Here is a 25,877-nt window from a genome sequence, read left to right as displayed (position 1 = left end):
ATGAGTACTGCAACAGTTCTTCGCTCCCGGTTCCCCCGGGCGTTCTCGCGCACCTCGGACATCGCGGGCACTCCGGCCCGGTTCCTCGACAGCATGGGCCACGTCGCGTGGTTCGTCGTCCAGGCCATCGGCTCCATCCCGCATGCGTTCCGGCACTATCGCCGTGAGGCCCTGCGCCTGGTCGCCGAGATCGGTATGGGTACCGGCGCCATGGCCGTCATCGGCGGCACCGTGGCCATCATCGGTTTCGTCACGCTGTCGGCCGGCTCCTTGATCGCCATTCAGGGCTTCGCATCCCTGGGCAATATCGGTGTCGAGGCCTTCACCGGCTTCTTCGCCGCGTTGGCAAACATCCGCGTCGTTGCCCCGGTGGTCACGGGTCAGGCCCTGGCTTCGACAGTCGGCGCCGGTGCCACCGCAGAGCTTGGTGCCATGCGGATCAGCGAAGAGGTCGATGCACTGGAAGTCATGGGTATCAGGTCGATTTCGTACCTGGTGTCGACTCGCCTGATCGCCGGCTCGATCGTCATCATCCCGCTGTACGCCGGGGCGGTCCTGCTGTCCTTCCTGTCTGCGCAGTTCGTCACGACGGTCTTCTACTCGCAGTCAGTCGGTACGTATGAGCACTACTTCCATACGTTCCTACGCGTCGACGACGTGATGTGGTCCTTCCTTCAGGTCATCGTCATGTCGATCGTGGTCATGTTGAACCACTGCTACTTCGGCTATTACGCCAGTGGCGGTGCCGTCGGTGTGGGTGAGGCAGTAGGGAGGTCGATGCGAACCTCGTTGATCGCAATCGTGTTGGTGGTCCTGTTGGCATCGTTGGCGCTCTACGGCACCGACCCCAACTTCAACCTCACGGTGTAGCGGCATGACCCAGCCTGCAGTGCCGCACGCGCCCTTGAACAAGCCGAAGGTCCCGCCGTACAAGCTGGCCGGCTTGATCCTCGCCCTCGTCACCATGGTGGTCTTCGCGTTGACGTGGATGCAGTTCCGCGGAACGTTCGAGAAGAAGACACAGCTGACCGTGCTGTCGGGTCGGGCCGGTCTGTCGATGGACCCGGGTTCGAAGGTCACCTTCAACGGGGTGCCCATCGGGCGACTGGCCTCGATCGACGTCGTCACCGTCGACAACAACCCCGAGGCGAAGCTGATCCTGGACGTCAAACCCCAGTATCTGAAGCTGATCCCGGAGAACGTGAGCGCAGAGTTGCGGGCCACCACGGTGTTCGGCAACAAGTACATCTCGTTCCTGTCGCCGCCGAACCCGTCGTCGGAGCGCTTGTCGCCCTCCACGCCGATCCGGGCGCAGGGTGTGACGACGGAGTTCAACACGCTGTTCGAAACGATCACCGCGATCTCCGAGCAGATCGACCCGATCAAGCTGAACCAGACGCTGACGGCGACCGCGCAGGCCCTCGACGGGCTGGGGGACAAGTTCGGCCAGTCGATCGTCAACGGCAACGACATCCTCTCGGATCTCAATCCGCGGATGCCCCAGATCCGTCGCGACATCGCCGGTCTGGCCGACCTCGGCGAGGTCTACGCCAACGCAGGACCGGACCTGTTCGACGGTCTGACCAACGCCGTCACCACCGCCCGCACCCTCAACGAGCAGCGCGGCAATCTGGACCAGGCGTTGGTGGCTGCGGTCGGTTTCGGCAACACCGGCGGCGACATCTTCGAGCGCGGCGGCCCGTACCTGGTCCGCGGCGCCCAGGACCTGTTGCCCACCTCGGCACTGCTCGACAAGTACAGCCCGGCGCTGTTCTGCACGATCCGCAACTACCACGACGCCGGCCCGAAACTCGCAGGCGCACTTGGTGGTAACGGCTACTCGCTGCAGACCCAGTCGCTGGTGATGGGCGTGGGCAACCCGTACGTCTATCCCGACAACCTGCCGCGGGTCAACGCCAAGGGTGGGCCCGAGGGCCGGCCCGGCTGCTGGCAGCCGATCACAAAGGACCTGTGGCCCATGCCGTACCTGGTGATGGACACCGGAGCATCGATCGCGCCGTACAACCACCTCGAGCTGGGGCAACCTCTCGTCGCCGAGTATGTGTGGGGACGCCAAGTGGGGGAGAACACGATCAACCCATGAGCATCAAGGGCACGCTTATCAAGCTCGGCATCTTCTCACTGGTGCTGCTCACCTTCACTGCGATCATCTTCGTGGTCTTCGGCCAGATCCGGTTCAACCGGACCTCCGAGTACTCGGCGATCTTCAAGAACGTCAGCGGGTTGCGCACCGGGCAGTTCGTCCGGGCTTCCGGTGTCGAGGTCGGCAAGGTCTCGGCCGTGAAGCTGGTCAACGGTGGCCAGCAGGCCGAGGTCACGTTCAACGTCGAGAAGTCGCTGCCGCTGTTCGAGGAGACCACGGCCGCGATCCGCTACCAGGACCTGATCGGTAACCGCTATCTGGAACTCAAGCGGGGCGAGAGCAACACGAAGATCGCTCCCGGCAGCACCATTCCGCTGGAGCGCACCGAGCCGGCTCTGGACCTCGACGCGCTCGTCGGTGGCTTCCGTCCGCTGTTCCAGTCGCTGAGCCCGGAGAAGGTCAACACCATCTCCCAGTCGATCATCACGATCTTCCAGGGCCAGGGCGGCACCATCAACGACATCCTGGACCAGACCGCGCAGCTCACCCAGAGCATCGCCGACCGGGATCAGGCGATCGGCGAGGTGATCAAGAACCTGAACATCGTGCTGGACACCACCGTGGCGCATCAGCAGCAGTTCAACGACACCCTGAAGAACTTCGAGACGCTGGTCACGGGGCTGAAGAACCGCGCCGATCCGATCGGAGCCTCGGTGGCCAACATCAGCAACGCGGCCGGTTCACTGGCAGATCTGCTGGGGGACAACCGCCCGCTGCTCAAGGACACCATCGGTCAGCTCGAGGTCATCCAGCAGCCGCTGATCGACCAGAAGCAGCAGCTGAATGACATCCTGGTGCAGTTCCCCCAGGCGTTGAAGATCATCGGACGTGCCGGTGGTATCTACGGTGACTTCTTCAACTTCTATGCCTGCGACCTTTCGTTGAAGCTCAACGGGTTGCAGCCGGGCGGGCCCGTCCGAACCGTCAGACTCGCTTCACAGCCGTCGGGGAGGTGCACGCCGCGATGAGGACACTGCAAGGTTCCGACCGCTTCCGCAAAGGCCTGATGGGTGTTGCGGTGGTGGCGCTGGTGATCGGCGTCGGTTCGACGCTGACGAGTGTGCCGATGCTGTTCGCGGTCCCGACGTACTACGGCCAGTTCTCCGATACCGGGGGCCTGAGCCTGGGCGACAAGGTCCGCATCGCCGGTATGGATGTCGGCACGGTCAAGAGCATGGACATCAATGGCGACAAGGTCGAGATCGGCTACACCCTTGGCGGGAAGACGATCGGTACCGAGAGCCGTGCGGCGATCCGTACCGACACGATCCTGGGTCGTAAGAACATCGAGATCCAGCCGCGCGGCAGCCAGACGCTGCCGCCGCGCGGGATGTTGCCGCTGGGCCAGACGACGACGCCGTACCAGATCTACGACGCATTCCTCGATGTCACGCGCAACGCGTCGGGTTGGGACACCAAGTCGGTCAAGGATTCGCTGAATGTCCTGTCGGAGACCGTCGATCAGACCTCGCCGCACCTGAGTGCCGCGCTGGACGGGGTGGCCAAGTTCTCCGAGACCATCGGCAAGCGCGATGAGGATGTCAAGAAGCTGCTGGCCAACGCCAACAAGGTGGCGACGATCCTCGGTGACCGCAGCACGCAGGTCAATCAGCTGCTGGTGAACGCCCAGACCCTGTTGGCCGCGGTCAACGAGCGCGGCCAGGCCGTGAGCATGCTGTTGGAGCGGGTCTCGTCGGTGTCGCGTCAGGTCGAGGGTCTGATCAACGACAACCCGAACCTCAACCACGTGCTGGAGCAGCTGCGGACGGTCAGCGATCTGCTGGTCGAGCGCAAGCAGGATCTGGCCGACACGCTGACCGTGGCGGGCAAGTTCATCACGTCACTCGCCGAGGCGCTGGCCTCCGGCCCGTACTTCAAGGTGATGCTGGTCAACCTGATCCCGCCGCAGATCCTGCAGCCGTTCGTCGATTCCGCGTTCAAGAAGCGCGGCATCGACCCGGAGGAGTTCTGGCGCAACGCCGGCCTGCCCTCGGCGCGGTTCCCCGATCCCAACGGCAAGCGGTTCGAGAACGGTGCTCCGCCGTCGGCCCCGACACCGCTGGAAGGCACCCCGGAGCATCCGGGACCTGCCGTCCCGCCCGGGTCGCCGTGCTCGTACACGCCGACCGCGGCCGGAATCCCGTCGCCGGGCAACCCGATGCCGTGCGCGGCGGCCACCCAGGGTCCGTTCGGTGGCCCGGAGTACGGTCCGCCGGACCTCGCAACCTCGGCGCCGAATCCTGACGGCATCGCGCATTCGCCGGGTGTGCCCAGTGCGGCCATCCCCGGTCAGATGCCCCCGGATCAGCCGGGTGCGCCGGTTGATCTGCTCCCCGGCCCGCCGGGAGCCCGGACCGTTCCGATCGCCCCGTTGCCGGTGGCACCGGGACCCATCCCGGGTTACGCACCGCACCCGGGACCGCTGAACGCTCCTCCGGCACCACCGGGACCGGGGCCGGACGCGGGGCCGGCGGGTACACCGCCGCTTCCGGGTAACCCGCCGTTCCTTCCGCCCGGGTCGCAGGGATAGGCCGCAAACATGTCAACAGTTTTCAACGTTCGAAACATCAAGTTGCCCAAGGCATCACGGGCATCTGTCATCGTCGGTGCGCTGGCGGTGGTGGCTGCCCTGGTGCTGGGCTACTTCGGCCTGAGCCTGTACAAGAAGATGACCAACACCACGGTCACCGCGTACTTCCCCGAGGTCCTTGCGCTGTATCCCGGCGACAAGGTGCTCATCATGGGTGTCAAGGTCGGCGCGATCGACAGCATCGAGACCGACGGCGACAAGATGAAGGTCGTCTTCCACGTCAGCAACAAGTACAAGGTGCCGGAGAACGTCACGGCATCCGTGCTGAACCCCAGCCTGGTGGCCTCGCGCGTCATCCAGCTGTCCCCGCCCTACACCGGTGGACCCCGGTTGCAGAACAACGCGGTGATCCCGATCGAGAACACCCAGATTCCGGTCGAGTACGACGAGTTGCGTAACCAGATCACGCGTCTGCTCGACGATCTGGGCCCGACGGCCGAACAGCCCAGGGGTCCGTTCGGCGACATCATCGAGTCCTTCGCCGACGGCTTCCAGGGCAAGGGTGAACAGCTGAACCGCACCCTCAACGGGTTGTCGGAGGCGCTGACCACGCTGAACCAGGGTCGCGGCGACTTCTTCCAGGTGGTCAAGAGCCTGGCGTTGTTCGTCAACGCCCTGCACAAGAGCGATCAGCAGTTCGTGGCGCTCAACAACGATCTGGCGCAGTTCACCAACTCGTTCACCAACACCGATCAGGAGTTGGCAACGGCCCTGCAGGATCTCAACAAGGTGCTCAAGACCACCCGTGAGTTCCTCGACAAGAACGGCGGCGTGCTCACTCACGACGTGAACAACCTGTCGGAGGCGACGACGGCGATCCTGCAGCCCGAGCCACGCAACGGTCTGGAGACGGGTCTGCATGCCTACCCGAACCTGGCCGCCAACGTGCTCAACATCGTCTCGCCCAATCAGGGTGGCATCGTGGGTCTGCCGGTTCTGCCGGGCCTGACCAACTTCTCCAACCCGCTGCAGTTCATCTGCAGTTCGATCCAGGCGGGCAGCCGGTTGGGCTACCAGGATTCGGCCGAGTTGTGCGCGCAGTACCTGGCGCCGATCCTCGACGCGATCAAGTTCAACTTCCTGCCGTTCGGCCAGAACCTGGCCAACACCGCGATGACGCTGCCCAAGCAGATCTCCTACTCGGATCCGCGTCTGCAGCCGCCGGGCGGTTACAAGGACACCACCGTCCCCGGTATCTGGTCGCGCGACACGTTGTTCTCGCACGGCAACCATGAGCCGGGCTGGACCGTGGCGCCGGGCATGCAGGGTGTGCAGGTGCAGCCGGCCACGCAGCAGATGCTGACGCCGGAATCGTTGTCCGAGTTGATGGGCGGCCCGGACATCGTGGCCCCGCCGGCCCCGCCGGCGTTCGGGGCTCCTCCGGGAGGCAACCTGCCCGGACCGCCGAACTCGTACAACGAGACCAATCCGCTGCCGCCGCCGTGGTACCCGCAGCCCGGACCGCCGCCGGTGCCTGCACCGGGTGTGATCCCGGGTGACCCGATGTCGGGTCCCGCACCGGCCGCTCCGGCTCCGGCTCCCGCCGGACCGGCGTTGCCCGCCGAGGTCGGAGGACAGGGCTAATGAAGACACGTAGCTTGGGTCGCGTCGGTAGACGCGTCGCGGTGTTGTCGGCGTCTGCGCTGATCCTCACCTCGTGTGGGCAGTGGCGCGGCGTCGCCAACGTGCCGCTGCCGGGTGGGCCGGGCACCGAGTCCGGCCGCACCACGCTCTACGTGCAGATGCCGGAGACGTTGGCGCTCAACGCCAACAGCCGGGTGCGGGTGCGCGACGTGTTCGTCGGCCGGGTCCGCAAGATCGAGCTGATCAACTGGACTCCGACGTTGACCGTCGACCTGGAGCCGGGCATCGAGCTGCCGAAGAACACCCTGGCCAAGATCGGCCAGACCAGCTTGCTGGGTTCGCAGCACGTGGAGCTCAACCCGCCGGACAAGGACCCGTCCAAGGAGATGCTGCGCAGCGGGGACACCATCCCGTTGTCGCAGTCGTCGGCGTACCCGACGATCGAGCGGACGCTGGCCGGTATCTCCGGCATCCTGACCGGCGGCGGCATCCCGAACATCGAGACCATCCAGACCGAGGTGTTCAACATCCTCAACGGTCGTGCCGATCAGATCCGCGACTTCCTGGGCCGGCTCGACACGTTCACCGACGAGCTCAATCAGCAGCGCAACGACATCACCCGGGCGATCGATTCGACCAACCGGCTGTTGAACATCGTTGCCGCGCGCAACGACACGTTGGATCGGGTGCTGACCGAGTTCCCGCCGCTGATCCAGCATTTCGCCGACACACGCGATTTGTTCGCCGACGCGGTGACCTCGCTGGGCCGGTTGTCGAAGGCCGCTGACGACACGTTGTCGAACAGCAACGCCAACCTGCACACCAACCTGCAGAACCTGCAGCGGCCGCTCAAGCAGTTGGCCCGTTCGGCCCCGTACCTGGTCGAGGCGCTCAAGCTGATCCTCACGGTGCCGTTCAACATCGAGAACATCCCGAAGGCGGTGCGCGGCGACTACATCAACGTGTCGCTGACGATCGACCTGACGCTGAGCTCGGTGGACAACGCGTTCCTGTCCGGTACCGGTGTCTCGGGCATGCTCCGTGCGCTTGAACAGGCCTGGGGACGTGATCCGTCGACGATGATTCCGGATGTCCGGTTCACGCCGAACCCGCACGACGCACCTGGCGGCCCGCTTGTGGAAAGGGGGGAGTGAGACATGTTGCTGACCCGCTTCATCAAGATGCAGCTCGTTCTGTTCACTGTGTTGACGGTGATAGCACTGGTCGTGCTGGCATTGGTCTACCTGCGGTTGCCGACCTGGGCCGGCGTCGGGATGTACCAACTCAACGCCAATCTCCCGAACTCGGGCGGTCTGTACGCCACCGCCAACGTGACCTATCGCGGAACCACGATCGGCAAGGTGACCTCGGTGGAGCCCACCGAGCAGGGCGCCCACGTCAAGATGGACATCTACAACCAGTTCCGGGTGCCGATCGACGCGAGCGCCAACGTGCACTCGGTGTCGGCGGTCGGTGAGCAGTTCATCGACCTGGTCTCCAAGGACGGCGCGAAGGAGTACTTCCGCAGCGGCGACACGATCCAGAAGGGCACCGTGCCCGCCGAGGTGGGCCCGTCGCTCGACGCCGCGCAGAAGGGCTTGGCGGCGCTGCCGAAGGAGAAGATCGCGACGCTGCTGGACGAGACGGCCACAGCGGTCGGCGGGCTCGGGCCGTCACTGCAGCATCTGGTCGATTCCACCCAGGCGATCGCCGGTGACTTCAAGGACAACATCGGTGCGGTCAACGACATCGTGGAGAACTCCGGGCCGATCATCGACAGCCAGGTGAATTCGGGTGACGCGATCTCGCGGTGGGCCAAGAACCTGAACACGCTGGCCGCCCAGAGCGCTCAGAACGATGCCGCGTTGCGTGGCGGTCTCCAGCAGGCGGCACCGACGGCCGACCAGCTGAACTCGGTGTTCGGAGACGTCCAGGAGTCCTTGCCGCAGACGCTGGCGAACCTGGAAATCGTCATCGACATGCTCAAGCGCTACAACAAGAACGTCGAGCAGGTGCTGGTGGCACTGCCCCAGGGTGGTGCCGTCGCCCAGACCGCGACGATCTTCGCGCCCAAGGGCCTGCTGCACTTCGGTCTCGGCATCAACATGCCGCCGCCGTGCCTGACCGGGTTCCTGCCGGCCTCGCAGTGGCGTTCGCCCGCGGACACGTCCACGGCTCCGCTGCCTGAAGGCCTGTACTGCAAGATCCCCAAGGACGCGCCGAACGCGGTGCGTGGTGCGCGTAACTACCCGTGTGCCGATGTGCCCGGTAAGCGGGCCGCCTCGCCCTCGGAGTGCCGTAGCGACGAGCCTTACCAGCCGTTGGGCACCAACCCGTGGTACGGCGACCCGAATCAGATCCGCAACTGCCCGGCTCCGGCCGCGCGCTGCGATCAGCCCGTCGATCCGGGCCGGGTCATTCCCGCGCCTTCGGTGAATAATGGGATGAACCCGTTGCCGGCAAGTCAGCTTCCACCACCGGAATCAACGGCGATGCGCAGCGATCCGCTGACCGCGCCGCGGGGTGGCAATGTGAGTTGTAGTGGACAGCAGCCGAACCCCTGCATCTACACTCCGGCAGCAGGTTCGACCGCCACCTATAGTCCGTCCAGCGGCGAGGTGGTCGGTCCCGGCGGTGTGAAGTACTCCGTCACCAACTCGAATAAACCAGGAGATGACGGATGGAAGGAGATGCTGGCGCCAGCCAGCTGAACCTCGCCGACCAGCAGGACCCCCACACCACCGAACCGCAAGCGGAGGCCGTCACCGAGATCACTGATCCGATCTCAGCCACGGACGCCGAGGAGGCCGCAGCGCGGCCTTCCCGGCTCGGGCGGGGCTGGATGGCGGCGATCCTTGCCGGGCTGCTGGTCTTGGCCGGGGCCGCCGGTGTCGGCGGCTACCTGGCACTGCGTGCGCATCAGGACAGTGAACGGATCGCCAGCGACGAGGCCGAGGCCCTGCAGGCGGCCAAGGACTGTGTGACCGCCACGCAGGCCCCCAACACCCAGGCGATGATCGAGGCCCAGACCAAGATCATCGAATGTGCGACCGGTGACTTCGGCGCGCAGGCCGGCCTCTACAGCGGCATGCTGCTCGACGCCTATCAGGCCGCCAACGTGCAGGTGAAGGTTTCGGATCTGCGGGCGGCCGTGGAGAAGCACAACGACGACGGGTCGATGGACCTGCTGGTCGCGGTGCGGGTGCTGGTCACCAACAGCGAGAAGTCCGATGAAGAGCAGGGTTATCGGCTGCGGGTGAAGATGGCCCGCGCCGAGGACGGCAACTACAAGGTCGCGCGGCTCGACCAGGTCACGTCGTCGTGACCGCTGTGCTGGACAACGCCGGACCGGTGGCCGCCGAGGGCGCCGGAACGGACGGGGTGCGGTTGGCGTCGTGGCCGGCGCGGGCCGGGGCGTTCGCCATCGATGTGCTGGCGCCCGCCGGTTTGATCGTGACGGCGACGCTGGTCGCCCAGGGCACGGACCTGGGCAAGTGGTTGTGGTGGGCGGTATACGCGGGCGGGCTGGTCCTGCTGGTGGCCGTTTCTTGTGTGAATCGCATTCTGTTGCCGGCGTTGACCGGCTGGAGCCCGGGCCGATCGGTGTTCGGCATCCGGGTGGTGTCCTCGGCCGGCGATGCCGGTCTAGGGCGGCTGCTGCTGCGCGATCTCGCGCATCTGCTGGATACCGCGGCCGTGTTCGTGGGCTGGCTGTGGCCGCTGTGGGATTCGCGGCACCGGACGTTCGCCGATCTGCTGACCCGCACCGAGGTGCGTCGCGTCGACCGGCCTGAGTCCGACGTCCGCCGCCGCGTCGGAGCGATGTTGCTGACGCTTGCGCTGCTCAGCGGAATCGCTGTGGGGCTGGGCTATCTGCTGGTGTACCGGCAGGACCGGGCCGTGGATCAGTCCCGCGCGCAGATCGCCGAGCAGGGGCCGCGCATCGTCGAGGAACTACTCAGCTACGGGGTGGATTCCGTCGATGCGGATTTCAGCAAGGCACAGGCGCTGACCACCGACAACTACCGCCAGCAGCTGGTTGCCCAGCAGGACGCGGTGCGTAAAGCCGGACCGACGACCAACGACTACTGGGCCGTGAGCAGTGCGGTGCTACCCGGCGTGACGAAGAATGCGGCGACCATGCTGGTGGCGCTGCAGGGTCAACGCGGCACCAATCCGCAGGAGTTGAAGTTCATCACCGCGACGGTGCGGGTGGAGTTCAAGAAGTCCGGCGATCATTGGCTGGTCGACAACCTGACGGTGCTCAAGCGGCCGGTACTGAGCGGAGGGGGACAGTGAGCCCGCGTCGCCGGATCGAGCCGGGTCAGCCTGACTACTTCGCCGTCGAACCGAAGGAGCCCAAGGAACCCATCCGTTGGGGTCTGCCGATCGTCGGGATGCTCTCTGCCCTGCTCATCGCGGCCGCCATCGTGGGCAGCAGCCTGATCCTGGTGCGTCACGAATCCGACCGCCGTGCCGAGATCAAGAGTGCCGGTGCGCTCGATTACGTGCGTGAGTTCATGACGGTCTATACGACGCTGGATCCGTTCCACGCCAACGACTACGCCGATCGCATCAAAGAGCAGGCGACCGGTGATTTCCGAAAGATGTTCCAGGAGAAGCAGAACGAGATCGTCGTTCAGGTGGCACGCGCGGAGCCGACAGAGGGTGCTGTGCTCGATGCCGGCATTCAGAGATGGAACGACAACGGCAGCGCCGACGTGCTGGTCGCGACCAAGATCAGCACACGATCTCCGGACGGCAAGTCCGTGGTCGAAAGCGGTAGCCGCTGGATTGCGACGACGATTTGGGAAGGACAGCAGTGGAAGATCAGCCAGCTGATTCAGGTGATCTGACCACCGGCGAGCCTGACAAGCCGCGCCGCAGAATGCGTTTCGGTCGGCGTCGCCGTGCCGAAGCGGTGGTCGAGGAATCGGTCTCAGAGCCCGTGACTGAATCCGAGGACGCCGACGACACCGACGATGCGGACGATACAGCCACGGCCGAGCCGGCTCCGGAACGTCGGACCCCGACGGGTAAGTCGCGCCGCAAGGCCGTGACCGAGGCCGAAGGTGATGCCGAGGCCGAGCCAGAACCCGAAGTCGACGTTGTACCTGAGCCGACGGAGGAGTCGGATACCGAAGCCGGCATCGACGCTGCCGACGCTGAGCCGGTCGAGGACGAGGTACTGGTTCCGCACCGCGAGGCCGGCAAGCGGCTGACGTACGTCGCCGCAGGCGCTGCGGCGGTATTCGTGGCGGCCGGGGCTTTCGGCGGTGCGATGCTGCAGCCATACCTGGCCGATCGGGCGCTGGTGGCCACCAAGCTTCAGGTGGCGCGGACGTCGGCCGATGCCATCACGACGTTGTGGACCTACAACCCGGACAACATCGAGACTCTTCCCGATCGGGCCGAGCGGTACCTGTCCAACGACTTCGCCGCCCAGTACCGGCAGTTCATCGATACCCTCGTGCCCACCAACAAGCAGGCGCAGGTCACCAACAACACCGAGGTGATGGGCACCGCGGTGGAGACGATCGGCCGCAATGAGGCCACCGCGATCGTCTACACCAACACGGTGTCGACCAGTCCGGTCACCAAAAACGTTCCGTCGCTGCGGTATTTGTCGTTCCGGCTGATGTTGCAGCGCACCGATGGTGATTGGCGCATCACCCAGATGCCCACGTTGACCCAATTGGACTTGTCTCCGCAGCTGTAGCGGCGAGGATGTAGGCATGGCCATCGCCTCACCGGTGACACAGCGGTCAACCGTCGTGGCCCTGCTGTTGTTGACGTTCGCGACCGGGGTCGTGGACGCCATCAGTGTGTTGGTGCTGGGTCACGTGTTCGTCGCGAACATGACCGGAAACGTGATCTTCCTCGGGTTCTGGTTCGTGCCGCACTCCGGCGTGGATGTGACGGGCGCGCTGGTCGCGTTCATGGGGTTCGTGCTGGGCACGGTGGTGGGTGGGCGGCTGCGGCGCCATCTCGACAGCCACGTCCGGAACTGGCTGACAACTGCGTTGGGTGTGGAAGTCGTTCTGCTGACCGTGCTTTCGATCCTTTGCGGAACGGGAGTGCTGGCTTACGACGACAACCGGAAACTCATCTTGATCGTTCTTGCGATGACTTTCGGGATCCAGAACGCGACCGCGCGACAGTTCGGTATTCAGGAGCTGAGCACCACGGTGCTGACGCAGACGATCGTCGGCCTCGGCTTCGACAGCAGATTGGCCGGGGGTACCGGGGACCGCGAGAAGCTCCGTTACGGCGTGGTGCTGACGATGTGTGTCGGTGCGGTGCTCGGGGGGACGGTGTCGCAGTTCACGGTTGCGCCGGTGATCGCTGCGGCGGCCGTGGTGGTGGCCATCAGCGCGTTGATCTTCAAGTTCGGGCCGGCTCCTGCGGAGAACGCGCGCTGATCCAGCCCTCCCCCTCGTGCGCTGCGTGTCGCAGGGCATTGACCTCCCCGAAGTAGGCGGCCACCGCGCCGACACCGGGCAGCATCCCGAGGTAACGGTAAACCTTTTGCGGGTGCGGTCTTTTCGCGATCTCCTCGCCGGCGGCCCGCACGCTGCCGGCGAAGTCCCAGAGTTTTTCCGGCAGTGATTGCGGTGGCCGTTCCGGGGCGTCGGCGGGGCTGTTGGTGAGGCCACGATCGCACAGGACCGCGCCGAGTAACCGCACCTGCTCGTCGAGGTCGGTGACGCCGTCCTCGCGGGCCACCGCACACAACACGATGGCCTGGTTGGAGAACCCGAGGATGTCCTGGAGCGGAAGTCGGTTGGCGATGACCCCGAATGCACCGGGGAATGCCACAGGGATGGTGGTCACCGCGCCGGCGCGATGCACCCACCACTTCACATGCCCGTCCTGATCCATCTCGGCCCAGGCCTTGGTGCCCGGCAGTTCGGCGAAGTTCAGCACAGCGGCCGCGACATCGAGGGTCTTCCCGACGGCGCCCTCGGCCGGCTCCTCGCGATGGGTGCGTCGCCGCAGCCCGAAGGGGTCGAATCGGGTGAAGATGTCGAGTACCGGGTTGATCACGGCCACGGCATTCTCGAGCGCCCCCGCGACGTCGGCGTCCGAGAGATGGGCAGAAGGCAACAGGTTTATCCCCACGGCAGCCATCTTGCCGGATGGCGGCGATTGTCGAGGAAACGTCGTCGATCAGGCATAGCCGTCCACCCATGTGCCGGTGTCATCGGTGCGGACGACGAGGGTGACACCGGGTGCCGCCATGAGTGCGGCCGGGCGCGACGAGATCGGGATACTCCCGGTCTGCGCGCACGTGTTTCGGTCGAAGCTCACGAGTGCGTCGTCGGTGCCGAACACCACCTCCCTGTCCAGGATCACCGCCATGCCGTCCGGGGACATGCGCCCGGTGGCATTCGCGGGACGGGCGTTGAACGAGCACTGTTCATGTCCGTTCGGGTTGCGCAGGGTGGCCCGGTCGTTGTCATGGGTCAGGAACTGGTCGGAGCCGTCGGTGGTGAGGATCGGATAGGCAGGATCGTCGTGGTGGGAAAAAGTCTGCAGTCTGGCGTTGACGAAGACGGAGCGATCGGGCCCGCCTTTGGGGGCGATGGTGATGATGGTTGCCCCGTCACCTGCTTCCATGGTGTACAGCATCACGCGGTGGGCTTTGAAATCCTGCTGTGGGTAAGGAAGTCCGCGTAGCACCGTCGCCTGCCAGGCAGTGGTGCCATCGTTCGGATCGGCAAAGGCGAACTGGACATCCATGCCCTGGCCGCCGGGGCACCGGTCGACGACTTGGAGTAGGCGTGCGTCACTGTCGCTCCGGAACCGGCAACCTGTGACGGGGATAGGTGCGGTCCACAACGCGGTCCCCGTTCGTGCGTCGAACCGTGTCCAGGTCAAGGCATCGGGATCCTCATCCACCAGGTACGCCTGACCCGGTGGGCGGCGGTGATCACTGGCATGGCGGTAGGTGTCGACCAGAGTCCGGTCTGAGGACCACCACATCTGGCGGCCAGTGGGCGCGTCGATACCGAACCTATCGCCGGCGGCTTCGTCACCTACGGCAACGGACGCGTCACCGCCTACGGTGCCCACGAACCAGGCAATGGCGGCGGACGCCAGCAGCAGCCCGACCAGCCAGCACAGGGCGACCGCGATGGTTCGGGGAGTCTGGGCACCCAGCGATGCTTGCTTCAGGCGGCAGGAACTCCTCCCATGCGCCGAGAGCCGGGGACGGCTCACCCGTGAGCCAACTCGTGAGGGCGAGTCCCAACGCGGATATCAGCAGGGCGAACGCCAGTCCCAGGCTCGCTGCCGAAATGAGACGCATCAACGATCTCCCCCACGACACGGGTGAAAATTCTGCCAGTTCACGCCGGTAACCTGCCCGGTATGCCCAATGCCGCGGATCGGGCCGGCGTCTTCGTCAAACGCAATGTGTCGGCGCCGGCGGGATTCTTCGCCGCAGAGGCCGCCGGACTGAACTGGTTGGCGGTGGCAGGTGGTGTCCCGAGCGTCCCGGTAATCGGCTACGACGCAACATCATTGACGCTGCGGCGCCTGCACTCGGTGCCCCCTACGGCGCGGGCTGCGCGAGACTTCGGCGTGCAGCTGGCCCATACCCACGATGCGGGTGCACAGGCCTACGGGGCCGGGCCGGACGGTTCCGGGGGAGTCGGGTTCTTCGGACCGATGTCGCAGCCGTTGCCGATGTCGTTGGTCCGCCACGATTCCTGGGGCACTTTCTACGCCGATGAGCGCCTGCTTCCGATGGCGCACTTGGCGGCAGGCCGGCTCAACGCAGGGGCGCAGGACGCCATCGCGGCGGTCGCGGACTTCTGCCGCGCCGGCACGTTCGATGACGATGACGATGACGGGCCGGCCCGGCTGCACGGCGACCTCTGGAGCGGCAACGTGATGTGGACCGCCGACGGTGCGGTGCTCATCGATCCCGCCGCACACGGTGGGCATCGCGAGACGGATCTGGCGATGTTGGCGCTGTTCGGTTTCCCGTTCCTGGATGACGTGCTGGCGGCGTATCGGTCTGTCCGGCCGTTGCGCGACGGGTGGCGTGACCGGATCGACCTGCATCAGCTCTATCCGCTGCTGGCCCACGTCGTGCTGTTCGGCGGCGGCTATGCGGGCCAGGCCGATGCGGCCGCTCGGCGAATCCTCGCCGGCAAACTTCGGATCGAGTAGTTCGAACCGCTGAGCGCCGCTTGTCCGCGTCGACCGACGCAGGTCGAGGCGGGTTCGGCGCCGATCGGAACCAGTTGACATATCGACGGGTGTTTCGCACGGCAAGGCGCACATCCATCGATGTCCAGCAACGTTGGCGAGGGTGATTCACCGCGGATGCGAGGATTGCTTGTCGTTGGCGTCAATATATCTCTGCCCAGCGCAAGGCCGGTCGGGTCGATTGCGACAAGTTTGCGACAAATTGCGAAGGAGAACAGTGAAATTTCTCCAGCAATTCAGTGACAAAGGTCACATTAGTGTTAAGTTGCCTGAGATAAACCTGAGAAGGTGGCCGAAAGGACTGGTCAGATGGCAGTTAAGCACCGTAGGCAGCGGCGGCGCGTCACGAGGGTGGCGACCCTCGGGGCGGCAACCGCAACGGTAACCGCGCTTACGGTGGGCGTTGCACCGCCACCCGCCCAGGCCGCTGCGGTCCAGCGTGACCTTCGGCTGCAATCCGGGGTGCAGATCTTCCCGCCGCCCGACCAGATCCCGGACCTCACGGGTGGCTTCGGAACTCAGGTGTACAACCAGTTCCAGACCGTCGGCGCGCAGGTGGAAACGGCATTCGTCGACAACTTCAATCTGCTGGCCCTCCTACAGGCCGCGGGGATCGATCCGACCACCCCCACCAAGGACGCGCTCAACGGCGTCTTGGGTGGGGCACTGGGCGCACTGCCGGTCGACGTGGAAGCCCTTTTGGGAATCGACCTCAGCGATCCGTTGTCCTCGGCCGGGGTCAACGTGATCACCACCGGCGGCCTTTTCACGCTCATCCGTCTGCTTGGGGTGGACCTCGGGTGGGTGCCGTCGTTCCCGAACTCGGTGGCCGACGAGATCAACAACACGCCATACCTCGATGTCAGCCTCGACTCGATCTTCAAGGCGCTCGGTCTGCCGACGAGTGGCCTCAAGTTTGACAGCCTCAAAGCTGCGCTCGCGTTGCTCGGCATCACGCTGCCACCGCTGAGTACGAATGCCGCCGATGTGCGCATCCCGGTCGTGGCCGGCTGGGGCTTCGGTGCGTTCGCGGCCGGCGCGGCCTACCAACAGGTGGTCGATGATCTGCCGAACCAACCCGGTGGTGCCAACTACACCGGAACCAACCCCCTGCTCGGCAGTTTCACCATCCTGCCGATGATCCTGATCGACAACCCCGGCCGGGCCAACGGCGGCATTCTGGCGCGGGCGTATCCGCTTTTCGGACTGCTCGGGATCGACACCGTGACACCCGATACCCAGGTGCAGAGCAGCGGGACCAGCATCGTCTCGGGCATCCCCGTGGTCGGTGACATCCCGTTGTTCGGGCTCACTCCGGGCGGCGCGAATCTCATTCCGATCAAGATCGACGCCACCGCCGAGTACCTGCCGCTCTCGGACTTCGCCGCCTGGCCCAACCCGTTCACGATGGCGAACAATGTTGCGGCAGGCCTGTTCCCGACCTACATCTTGCGGAACCAGTCGCTCGACACCCTCAGCACGGTGCTGATCGACCAAGTTGTTTCGCAGCTCGGCGCCGACGTCACCGACTATCTGCAGGATCCCGGGGACAACCCTCAGCTGGGCCCCAAGCTCAACATCTACATCACGATCCCGGCCAACAGCCTGCCGCTGCTGGAGCCGACGTATCTGGCGTATGACGTCATCAACCTGCTGACCGGGGCGAACCTCAACAATCCGATCGGCACGGCGCTGAGCCCTGTCCTCACCAGCCTGGTCAACCTCGGCTACACCGATGTGTCCTACAACCCGACGACGGGCATCTATGAGCGCTCGCTTGACGAAGCCGACGTCCCAACCGCTTTCGGCACCCTTCCGGCGGACGTCGATTGGGAACAGGTGCCCGGGCATCTGATCAACAACCTCGTCACCGGCATCGAGAAAGCGATCAGCGACGGCCTGGTGAGCCAGACCCCGGTCTCCAATCCCATCAAGACCCTGCTGGGCCTGCTCGGCGTCGGTGGCTCGTCGAACCTGTCCGGGCTGGATCTCTCGGCACTGACCGACTCGCTGAACAGCCTCACTCCGGAGGCGCTCGGTAACGCTGGGGACAATGTTGGGACACAGAGCCTTACGAAGACGACGAGTTTCGAGCCGCAAGCCGTCACTCAGACCACGGTCGGCACGGACACCGTCAAGCTGAAATCTGTTGAGGGCGACAGCGTCAAGAAGCTCAGCAGCGCAGCTGACGGGGCCCGCCGAGAGGTCGCGAAATCGGTCGCGGAGGCCGGTGAGCGTACGAAGGCTTCGGCCGAGAGGGCGCGTGAGCGCACCGCCAAGGCAGTCAAGGACGCCCAGGAGCGCGTGAACAAGCTCGCCGAAGATGGCCGCAAGCAGATCCAGTCGGCTGCCGAGGGTGTCCAGAAGGGCGCGGACAAGGCGATCAACGACGTGAAGGGTGCCAAGAAGCCCGAGAAGAAAGCCGAGAAGAAGGACACCAAGAAAGACGCCGCCTGACGCCTAGCCCGCCTCGTGCACCGATTCCACGGTGTACAGGTGCGGCTCGAAGCTGGTGGCGAGGTCGGCGCACCGGGCCATGTGTTCCCGCGCAGTGGGGTCGGCGAGCATGGCTTGGAAGTCCTCGGCACTGCGCCACTGTGCGTAGTTGATGACGCGAGTGCCGTCCGTACTCAGATGGATGTTGGCGGAGATGAATCCGGGGACGTGACGCATCACGTCCTCGGTCGCCTGGCCCAGTAACGCGGCGAGTTCGGCTGCTCGCTGTGGCTCCACCGTGAACACGTTGATGAGGGTGGCGTGGGGGCTGTGCTGCTGGATGGTCGTCACGATTCCTCCTATGTCAGGTTCCTTACATATTCGACGGTAGCACTGATGTAAGGTTCCTGTCATGCCTCCGAACGTGGAAAGTGGGGCCGGCTACCTCGTCAAGCGGGTCCAGCAGAGCCTGCGTCGCAATTGCGATGCGGCACTGCGCTCCACCGGGTTGTCGATGGCGCAGTACACGGCCCTTCGTGCGCTGGCCGACCATCCGCAAGCCTCGGCCGCGGAGCTGGCCCGGTTGTGTTTCGTCACGCGCCAGTCGCTGCAGGACGTTTTGACGGGCCTGCGCACCGAAGGCCTGGTCGAGGAATCGCCCGGTCCCCAGCGGGGTCGTGCCCGCGCGTTGCAGCTGACTGCGGCGGGGAAGCGTCGACTGGGCCACGCCCACTCTGCGGTCATCCACGTCGAGCAGGGCATGCTCAACGGTTTGTCCGGCAAGGATCAGAAAGAACTCGCAACGATGCTGTTGCGTTGCGCGGAGAACCTCGAGGCGGTCGTGCCGATAACCACGGTTGGCCTGTGACTTCGGCGAAGCGTGGGCGCGGCAGGCCCGCGGGGCCTGGTGTCGACGTCGAGCAGCGGCGCACGGATCTGCTCGACGCCGCCGAACGCGCGATCCGTGCCCACGGACCCGATGTGGGAATCGCCGAGGTGGCCAAAGAAGCCGGCTTCGTACGCTCGGCCGTTTATGCGGTCTTCCCGAATCGGGCAGCCATCCTGTCTGCGCTCGGAGAGCGTCAGGCTCATCGGTTGCTTACGGAGATCACCCGCCGCGCCGCCGGGTCGACCGACCTGCGTCAACGCATGTCGTTGTTCTTCGATGTCCTCTGTGGCTGGATGCAGGACGACCCGAACCTGTACCGGGCGTTGAGCGTGCATGCCGCCGGGGGACACGAGATGCCGGGGATATTCGACGAACTCGCCACCGCCGTCGAAGCCATGCTGACGGTGTCCATGGCCGCCGGTGGTGCCGACACCGCGGCGGCCGCGCCGTGGGCCCGGGCCATCGTCGGCTCGGCGATGGTCAGTGCCCAGTGGTGGATCCGCGATTCGTCGATGCCTCGCGCCGAACTCGTCGAGCATCTGACGAAGCTGTGCTGGGACGGCGGCTCGGCACTGCCGTTCAGCCCCTTCGACGTTTCGGCTATTGACAGCGGACAGCCATAAAAGACACTATGTCTTTTATGGCTGCGCCCACCTCGCCTCAGGTCGACGGTCCCTCGCGGTACTGGGAGGACGTCTCTGGCGAACATGACCTGACCCTTACTGAGATCACCGGCACGCTCCCGCCGGGGTTGACCGGAACGCTCTACCGCAACGGGTCGGGTCGCTGGAACATCGGTACGTCAAGGGTGGACAGCCTGTTCGACGCCGACGGCATGGTGGTCGCGTTCGCGATCGACGCCAACGGCGTCCGGTTCAAGAACCGGTTCGTCCGCACCGAGCACTACCTCGCCACCACTGCCGCCGGCCGAATGGTGAAGCGCGGCTTCGCATACCAACGTCCAGGGGGATTGCGGGCCAACGCGTTTCGGCTACCCGCCAACACCGCCAACACCAACGTGATGATCGGGGCAGACCAACTACTCGCCCTGTGGGAGGGTGGTCGGCCGCACGGAATGGATCTCGACACGCTCAACACGATCGGGATGTGCAGTCTCGACGGCGTGCTGAAGGGTCCCATCGGTGCGTATTCGGCGCACTACACCTACGACGCGACGACGGACTCCAGGGTCAACTTCGGGTTCGAACCCTACTTTCCTCGCCTCGATCTGCGGCACGTCCGTAGTGCGCCGAGCCGGGACGAGAAGATCAGGCGGCTGCGGGAACTCGCAGGCGAAGCGATCCCGCGTATGCGGCTACGACTGTATGAGACCGACCGCAACGGCGTCACCAGGTACCTCCGTGCGGTGCCGCTACCCGGCATGGGACTCATTCACGACATGGCACTGACCCCGCGCTACGCCATCTTCATGCTGTCTCCCTTGCGGATCAACCCCTGGGCCGCGTTGGGTCGGCAAACCTATTGGGACGCCATGCGGTTCAAGCAGAACGAGCCGTCCTACTTCGTCCTGGCCCCGCGTGACGGCGGGAAGGTCCGGACGATCGAGACCGACCCGTTCTACATGTGGCATTACGCCAACGCCTACGAGGAGGGCGCCGACGTGGTGGTCGAGCTGCCCCGCTTCGCCCCGGAGACCTTCGGCGGGATGCAGGCCTGGGGTGCGGACAGCCGTAGCGACACGGCGCGGTTGTACCGAGATGTCGCAGCCGAAGACCTACCGGACACCGTGCGCCTGACCCGTTTCCGTATCACGCCCGACGACCGGGTGCTGGCCGAACCACTTGCCCAATTGGGTTGCGAATTCCCGCAGATCGATCAGCGTCGCTCAACCCAACCGCACACGGTGACCTACGTGACCGTGCCCGGCGGCGGGGAGGGCAGCGGGGAGGGGATCGGCCGTTTCAACCACGCCGACGGCAGTGTGCAGACCTACTGCCCGCCGGGCCACAAACTCGTCGAGCCGATCTTCGTGCCGCGCCCGGGCAGCACCGAAGAAGGCGACGGATGGGTGCTGACCGTGGGGTATGACGAGGCCCAGCACCGTAGCCGACTGATGGTGTTCGACGCGCCGCACATCGACACCGGACCGATCGCCGAGGCCTGGCTGCCCTTCCACCTGCCGATGAGCTATCACGGTGCCTTCACTGATCGGGTGGCCAGGTTGTAGAAACTAGTTGGGCGCCAGGGCACTTTCGGTCAGACGTGCGATCACCGGCGACAACAACTGGGCGTACTCGGCAGTGATGTGGTTGTCGTCGCGGAACACCAAGGTGTTGCCGACGATCACCGGGCAGCGTTGGTCGGTGCAGAAGTACTGGTCCAGCCGCGCGTACTGGCCGCCGCCGGCCCGCACCGCTGCAGCCTCCGCGGCAATACCGCTGTCGTTCATCGCGATCGAGCGGTCGGGGGCGCAGGCCGACGCGTCGTCCATGTGTGCCGACAGGCAGGTCGGCACCGTCGTGTGCGGGTCGGGCACCGGGCCGAGCACCAGGACCCGCGCGCCGGTGCCGCGCAACTGCGACACGAGTCGCGTCAATCCGTCCAGCCAGGTCGGGTCGTAGCTGACGAACCCGAAGTCGGCCCCGTAGCGACGCACCATGTCCAGCACGATCAGCGCCGGGCGTTCGTTGGCGATCCTGGTCAGTACATCGGCCCGCCACTGCTTGCATTCGGTGAACTCGCGGTCGAGGTAGGGGCTGAGGATCGGGAGCTTCATGGGCGGGCAGGTGACCTTTGCGTAGGTCTCCAGCCGCCAATGCTGCTGTTGTGCGGCGGTTTCCAGCGCCGGTTGCCACATCCCCGCGTGAGAATCGCCGATCAGCGCGACCTTGGTGGCCGATGTGGTCAGGCCGGACGCGCAGTCCGGCACGGAGACGTCCTGCCACGACAGGACGCAACCGTTGACGAACGCCTCGGGTTTGGTGATGTTGTCCAGTGGCGGTGACAGATTCGACGGCACCGCGCGCAGGCCGGCCGAGGTGGCGACGGCTGCCTGTATCTGTTGTTCGGGCGTCAGAGCCCGCGTCGGAGCGGCAGCCGGGGGCGGTCCGATCAGGGCGACCGGAACCGCCGCCGGTCCGGACCCCGTCGGCACCGGACGTACCGCCAACAGCACCAGACCCGCGCAGACGGCCATGCCCGTCGCCGTCGCGCCGACGGCCAAACTGCGCCACGAGGACGCACGCAACGCCGCGGCGAACCGGGCCGGGTTCTCGACCAGATGCAACGTCAGGACCGCCAGGCCCAGCGATATCACCACCATCGCCAGCCGGCCCGCCAGCCCCAGACCCTGGCCGAACAATGCGGGCGCCAACAGCAGGACCGGCCAGTGCCAGAGGTACCACGAGTACGACAACCGGCCGATACCGCGCATCGCCGGTTTCGACAGCAGCCGTCCCACACCCAGGTCGGGTATCGCACACCCGGCCCCGATCACCAGTGCGGTCCCCATCACCGGCAGCATTGCCGCCGTACCCGGATAGGGCGTGGCCGTGCCGAGTTGAGTGCAGGTGGCCAGGATCAGCGCCAGGCCACCCCAGCCGACCAACGCCGCACACACCGGCGGAAGGGTGCGCCAGTGCGCCGCGGTCAACGCGATCAGGCCGCCGGCGGCCAACTCCCAGGCGCGCGTCGGCAGGGAGAAGAACGCCCAAGGCGGCATGGTCTGGGTCCACGACAGTGACACCGCGAGCGACGCACCGGCCACCACGGCCAGGACGCACGCATAAGGGACTGCTGAACGGGTGCCCCGGCCGTTGCGGGCCAGCAGCCACGCTGTGCCGAGGATCAGGGCGGGCCACAGCAGATAGAACTGTTCCTCCACACCGAGTGACCAGTAGTGCTGTAGCGGCGATGCCGCCGTCTCGGCCGCCAGATAGTCGGTGCCCTGCGCCGCTAAGCGGTAGTTCCCGGCGTACAAGGCGCTGGCGATCGCATCGGCCAGCACCGAGCGGGCCCGCAGTGGCGGTAGCAGGAGAGTTGCCGCCATCGATGTCGCCACGAGAACGAGTGCAGCGGCCGGGAGCAGTCGCCTGGCCCGGCCGGCATAGAACTGGGCCATGCGGACCGTCCCGGTGTCCGACGCCTCGCGCCACAGCAGCCCGGTGATCAGGAATCCCGACACGACGAAGAAGACGTCGACGCCGACGAACCCGCCACCGAAGCCGGGGACCTCCGCATGAAACAGCACCACGGCGAGCACCGCGACTGCTCGTAGACCTTCGATGTCGGGACGAAATTGTTTGTTTGACAGGGGTTTTCGCCCGCTCGCGGCGCTGCCGCGGCGGGCAGTCGGCCTCGCTGGGGTAATCACTCTGTTCACTCGAGTAACGATCGTCGCACGGCAACCCGCGTTGACCCTGGATTTGCCGGGCCTGTTGTACGCCTGTTGCTAGCCTCGTGCCGATGGGACGATCACGCATTGCGGCGCTGGCAGTGCTGTGCGGCCTGCTTTCGGGGTGTTGCGCTCCGACCGAAACCACGTCATCTCCGGCGTCGACATCGGGATCGGCATCACCGGCGAAGTCTGCGGCGGCCGACGGCAGCTGCGCTCTGAGCGGACTCCCGCCGGAAGCGGACAAGACCGTCGAGCTGATCCAGTCCGGCGGGCCGTTTCCCTACCCGCGCAACGACGGCGTCGTCTTCGGAAACTACGAGGGCCGATTGCCCAAACACGAGCGCGGCTACTACCACGAGTACACGGTGCCGACGCCCGGCAACAAGCACCGTGGCAAGCGGCGCATCGTCACCGGGGGATCACCGCAGAACGACCCGCCCGAGTACTACTACACCGGCGACCACTACGAATCGTTCTGCCTGATCGGAGGCATGTGAAGACGTATCGGATCGACGGGACCAAGGTGAGTTCCAGAGCGGACTTCTTCACCGAGATCGGCCGCGCGGTCAACGGCGACGGCGGCTACTTCGGCTCTAACCTGGACGCGCTGGCCGACTGCCTGCGCGGTGGTTTCGGTACGCCGGAGGATCGTAAGTTCCGGTTCGTCATGACCGACTATCGCAACATCAAAGACGCGCTCGGCGAGGACACTTGGAGCACCGTGCTGTTGATCTTCACCACCGAGGGTGTCGACCTCTGGCTGGAGAACTGACGCTCACCCTGTCCAGCAAATAGGGCTCGAGACTGCTTACGCGCGTCCGACGTGGGCAACAGCGCTGCGGCCTCGGGTTGGCAACGAGGTTCTGCGGCAACGGCGTTGACGCCTGAGGCACAGCCTGCGAAAACTGGTTACGCTGGCGTTCTGCGCGCCGTCAGGTGCGGGGATCACTGGCGGACAACAGGCGGGAGTGGCGCGCGCGTGACCGAAATGCCGGCGACTGCGACGACGTGGCTGATGGCCCGCACCGAGGGGTCCGCACACCTGTGGCAAACCGACCCAAGGGGTATGGCCGCCGCGCTCCCGTACTTTCGAGCGACGATGACTCACGTTGTCGCGCTCCACGGCGGCGCGTTGTCGGCGAAGCGACCGGCCTGCGACGGCTTCACGGCTGCCTTCGACCGCGCGAGCGACGCGGTGTCCTGCGCGCTGTATCTGCAACTGACGCCGTTGGATCCGTTCGAGCTGTGCATCGGTGTACACAGCACTGCCGCCGGTACCGAGCGGCTGCGCGACATCGCCCATGGTGGGCAGACATTGATATCGGGCACGGCGGCCTCGTTGGTCGAGGGTGACCTTCCGTCCGGCACGACGCTGAAATACCTTGGCGATCAACGCATGGACGGCGGCGAGCCCCAGGAGCGCCTCCTGCAGCTGTGCCATCCGGGACTGCACAAGTACCTGCGGCCCTTGCGCATGCCGAATGCGGTTCTCGCCGAAGTCCTGGTCAACTGACGCCTCAGTTGAAGGCCAGCCAGCTGGGCAGGGCGCGCTCGCGCGAATCGCACAGCACCTGACGGGTATCGCAGTTGCCGCGGGGTGATCCGGCGCCACTCCACATGCCTCCGGTGTCGCGGCGCAATACGATCGCCGACGAACCGCCGCCGTCGAGCAGCAGCGCGTTGTCGGCGCCGAGGCCGCGGAACAGGTCCTGGATGTTGTCCGGGGTGTAGCTGCCGCCCTGGAAGACGTAGAGCTGATCGGTGGCCCGGTTGTAGCCGATGGCGGTGCGCGCCGCACTCGGGCCGTTGTCGTTGAGCTGGCCGGTGTCGCCGGGAGCGAGCAGCCCGATGCCGGCGACCGCGACGAACCGGGCGTTCTGGTCCAGCAGCCGCTGGATCACCGGGGTGGCCGAGTCGTAGTCGTCATTACTCCTGGGCATCACCACGTACGGGGTGCCGCCCATGGGAAGGATCATGGTGGCCAGTGCGGCCCAACGCTCGTCACCGCCGGACAGGCCCTGCTTGCCCGCGTAGGCCAGCGTTCCCGTGACCGCGGCGTTGGCCCGGCCCTGCCCGCGGGTGTTGTCGACGTAGGCGCCCAGCGGGGACGAGCACTTGGTGTCGCGCCACGAGCCGCCCTTCTGCCCGCGTACGTCGAAGAAGTTGGCGTTCACCGCGATGGTCGGCTGGCCCAGGACCTGCCAGGCGGCGAGGGGCGCGTAGGTTTCCGATGCCTGCCAGAGTCCTTCGCTCGTCCGGGCGCCGGGGGTGCGCTCGCAGCGGGACTGATAGCCCTGATGGCTGTCGACCAGCAGGCGCGGGTTGAGTCGTCCGGAGGCGTTCTTCATCGTCATCAGGTGGCCGCCGTTGTTCAGCGTGTAGGCGCGGCCGTCGGCAGACAGGAAGGGCGCGGCGAACTGGCCGCCGAAGTTGTAGACGAGGTAGGCGCCCTTGGTGTTGGCGATCGCTCCGAGTAGCAGCGTCCGGGCGTCCTCGGCGCGTGCGACGGGCGAGCCGGTGGTGGCCAGGGCCGCGCAGACGGCAACGGCGGCCGCAGTGGCGACCGCACGTTGGAAGAGTTTTGCCAGGCCTGGCACGAACTACACAATAACCACACAGGAAACTCTGTCAACATGCG

The 25,877-nt window shown here is 65.7% G+C and carries 25 protein-coding genes; 20 read left to right on the top strand and 5 right to left on the bottom strand.

The window, feature by feature from the left end; genetic code table 11:
- From AC4ELS_RS18830 to AC4ELS_RS18775, 12 genes are read left to right on the top strand one after another with little or no spacing between them, the layout of a single operon-like run.
- Positions 1-870, top strand: a complete 870-nt coding sequence (locus AC4ELS_RS18830; protein WP_064881265.1) for an MlaE family ABC transporter permease — start codon at positions 1-3, stop codon at positions 868-870.
- A 4-nt stretch (positions 871-874) separates the two neighbouring features.
- Positions 875-2,104, top strand: a complete 1,230-nt coding sequence (locus AC4ELS_RS18825) for an MCE family protein (protein WP_064881268.1) — start codon at positions 875-877, stop codon at positions 2,102-2,104.
- On the top strand, positions 2,101-3,132 hold the full coding sequence (locus AC4ELS_RS18820; protein WP_064881270.1) for an MCE family protein: 1,032 nt from the start codon (positions 2,101-2,103) through the stop codon (positions 3,130-3,132). Before AC4ELS_RS18825 ends, AC4ELS_RS18820 begins: the two co-directional genes overlap by 4 nt.
- Positions 3,129-4,694, top strand: a complete 1,566-nt coding sequence (locus tag AC4ELS_RS18815; RefSeq protein WP_448444258.1) for a virulence factor Mce family protein — start codon at positions 3,129-3,131, stop codon at positions 4,692-4,694. Before AC4ELS_RS18820 ends, AC4ELS_RS18815 begins: the two co-directional genes overlap by 4 nt.
- Before the next feature lie 9 nt (positions 4,695-4,703).
- Positions 4,704-6,338, top strand: coding sequence for a virulence factor Mce family protein (locus tag AC4ELS_RS18810; protein WP_064881272.1), 1,635 nt, complete (start codon positions 4,704-4,706; stop codon positions 6,336-6,338).
- A complete protein-coding gene (locus AC4ELS_RS18805; protein ID WP_064881338.1) occupies positions 6,338-7,492 on the top strand; it encodes a virulence factor Mce family protein in 1,155 nt (384 codons plus the stop codon). The genes AC4ELS_RS18810 and AC4ELS_RS18805 overlap by 1 nt, the downstream gene beginning before the upstream one ends.
- A gap of 6 nt (positions 7,493-7,498) precedes the next feature.
- Entirely contained in the window at positions 7,499-9,049 is a 1,551-nt protein-coding gene (locus AC4ELS_RS18800) for an MCE family protein (protein WP_064881334.1), read from the top strand.
- On the top strand, positions 9,019-9,663 hold the full coding sequence (locus tag AC4ELS_RS18795; protein ID WP_448444255.1) for an Rv1363c family protein: 645 nt from the start codon (positions 9,019-9,021) through the stop codon (positions 9,661-9,663). The genes AC4ELS_RS18800 and AC4ELS_RS18795 overlap by 31 nt, the downstream gene beginning before the upstream one ends.
- The gene (locus AC4ELS_RS18790; RefSeq protein WP_448444253.1) at positions 9,660-10,637 is read left to right on the top strand and encodes an RDD family protein; all 978 of its coding nucleotides are present in this window, start codon (positions 9,660-9,662) and stop codon (positions 10,635-10,637) included. The genes AC4ELS_RS18795 and AC4ELS_RS18790 overlap by 4 nt, the downstream gene beginning before the upstream one ends.
- Positions 10,634-11,194, top strand: a complete 561-nt coding sequence (locus tag AC4ELS_RS18785) for an Rv1363c family protein (protein WP_064881336.1) — start codon at positions 10,634-10,636, stop codon at positions 11,192-11,194. Before AC4ELS_RS18790 ends, AC4ELS_RS18785 begins: the two co-directional genes overlap by 4 nt.
- Positions 11,161-12,057, top strand: a complete 897-nt coding sequence (locus tag AC4ELS_RS18780; protein ID WP_498884583.1) for a mammalian cell entry protein — start codon at positions 11,161-11,163, stop codon at positions 12,055-12,057. The genes AC4ELS_RS18785 and AC4ELS_RS18780 overlap by 34 nt, the downstream gene beginning before the upstream one ends.
- Before the next feature lie 16 nt (positions 12,058-12,073).
- A complete protein-coding gene (locus AC4ELS_RS18775; RefSeq protein WP_064881280.1) occupies positions 12,074-12,760 on the top strand; it encodes a YoaK family protein in 687 nt (228 codons plus the stop codon).
- Here AC4ELS_RS18775 and AC4ELS_RS18770 read toward each other — a convergent pair.
- Positions 12,723-13,460, bottom strand: a complete 738-nt coding sequence (locus AC4ELS_RS18770; RefSeq protein WP_110777075.1) for a hypothetical protein — start codon at positions 13,458-13,460, stop codon at positions 12,723-12,725. The two genes, AC4ELS_RS18775 and AC4ELS_RS18770, sit on opposite strands and share 38 nt — an antisense overlap.
- A 48-nt stretch (positions 13,461-13,508) precedes the next feature.
- Entirely contained in the window at positions 13,509-14,561 is a 1,053-nt protein-coding gene (locus AC4ELS_RS18765; protein WP_498884581.1) for a PQQ-binding-like beta-propeller repeat protein, read from the bottom strand.
- 150 nt (positions 14,562-14,711) lie between these two features.
- On the opposite strand from AC4ELS_RS18765, the gene AC4ELS_RS18760 reads away from it, so the two are divergent.
- Both AC4ELS_RS18760 and AC4ELS_RS18755 read left to right on the top strand, forming a co-directional pair.
- Positions 14,712-15,518: a fructosamine kinase family protein gene (locus AC4ELS_RS18760; RefSeq protein ID WP_498884579.1), complete on the top strand. Its 807-nt coding sequence runs from the start codon at positions 14,712-14,714 to the stop codon at positions 15,516-15,518.
- Between the two features lie 348 nt (positions 15,519-15,866).
- Positions 15,867-18,014, top strand: a complete 2,148-nt coding sequence (locus AC4ELS_RS18755; protein WP_498884577.1) for an AAA family ATPase — start codon at positions 15,867-15,869, stop codon at positions 18,012-18,014.
- A gap of 3 nt (positions 18,015-18,017) precedes the next feature.
- On the opposite strand, the gene AC4ELS_RS18750 is transcribed toward AC4ELS_RS18755, so the two are convergent.
- A complete protein-coding gene (locus AC4ELS_RS18750; RefSeq protein ID WP_448444241.1) occupies positions 18,018-18,344 on the bottom strand; it encodes an antibiotic biosynthesis monooxygenase family protein in 327 nt (108 codons plus the stop codon).
- Positions 18,345-18,405: 61 nt separating this feature from the next.
- Here AC4ELS_RS18750 and AC4ELS_RS18745 point away from each other — a divergent pair, with 61 nt between their 5' ends.
- The 3 genes from AC4ELS_RS18745 to AC4ELS_RS18735 are packed head-to-tail and all read left to right on the top strand — an operon-like array spanning position 18,406 to position 21,070.
- Positions 18,406-18,861 carry a MarR family winged helix-turn-helix transcriptional regulator gene (locus tag AC4ELS_RS18745; RefSeq protein WP_064881290.1) on the top strand — a complete coding sequence of 152 codons (456 nt, stop codon included), beginning with the start codon at positions 18,406-18,408 and terminating at the stop codon, positions 18,859-18,861.
- Positions 18,858-19,505 (top strand): TetR/AcrR family transcriptional regulator, encoded by a 648-nt coding sequence (locus AC4ELS_RS18740; protein WP_448444238.1) that lies wholly within the window; start codon positions 18,858-18,860, stop codon positions 19,503-19,505. Before AC4ELS_RS18745 ends, AC4ELS_RS18740 begins: the two co-directional genes overlap by 4 nt.
- A 17-nt stretch (positions 19,506-19,522) precedes the next feature.
- The gene (locus AC4ELS_RS18735; RefSeq protein WP_498884575.1) at positions 19,523-21,070 is read left to right on the top strand and encodes a carotenoid oxygenase family protein; all 1,548 of its coding nucleotides are present in this window, start codon (positions 19,523-19,525) and stop codon (positions 21,068-21,070) included.
- 3 nt (positions 21,071-21,073) lie between these two features.
- Here the strand turns inward: AC4ELS_RS18735 and AC4ELS_RS18730 are convergent, their stop codons facing one another.
- Positions 21,074-23,224, bottom strand: a complete 2,151-nt coding sequence (locus AC4ELS_RS18730) for an acyltransferase family protein (protein ID WP_498884573.1) — start codon at positions 23,222-23,224, stop codon at positions 21,074-21,076.
- An 83-nt stretch (positions 23,225-23,307) separates the two neighbouring features.
- On the opposite strand from AC4ELS_RS18730, the gene AC4ELS_RS18725 reads away from it, so the two are divergent.
- From AC4ELS_RS18725 to AC4ELS_RS18715, 3 genes are all read left to right on the top strand, one after another.
- Positions 23,308-23,736: a guanyl-specific ribonuclease gene (locus AC4ELS_RS18725; RefSeq protein ID WP_448444234.1), complete on the top strand. Its 429-nt coding sequence runs from the start codon at positions 23,308-23,310 to the stop codon at positions 23,734-23,736.
- Positions 23,733-24,011 (top strand): barstar family protein, encoded by a 279-nt coding sequence (locus tag AC4ELS_RS18720; RefSeq protein WP_448444232.1) that lies wholly within the window; start codon positions 23,733-23,735, stop codon positions 24,009-24,011. Before AC4ELS_RS18725 ends, AC4ELS_RS18720 begins: the two co-directional genes overlap by 4 nt.
- A 216-nt stretch (positions 24,012-24,227) precedes the next feature.
- Positions 24,228-24,752, top strand: coding sequence for a LuxR family transcriptional regulator (locus AC4ELS_RS18715; protein WP_448444769.1), 525 nt, complete (start codon positions 24,228-24,230; stop codon positions 24,750-24,752).
- A 4-nt stretch (positions 24,753-24,756) separates the two neighbouring features.
- Here the strand turns inward: AC4ELS_RS18715 and AC4ELS_RS18710 are convergent, their stop codons facing one another.
- A complete protein-coding gene (locus AC4ELS_RS18710) occupies positions 24,757-25,836 on the bottom strand; it encodes a phosphodiester glycosidase family protein (RefSeq protein WP_064881303.1) in 1,080 nt (359 codons plus the stop codon).
- Positions 25,837-25,877 lie beyond the last annotated feature (41 nt).

The organism is Mycobacterium shunyiense (assembly GCF_058270035.1).
Note: the sequence above shows the minus strand (reverse complement) of the source record. Positions and strands in the feature narration are given on the sequence as shown.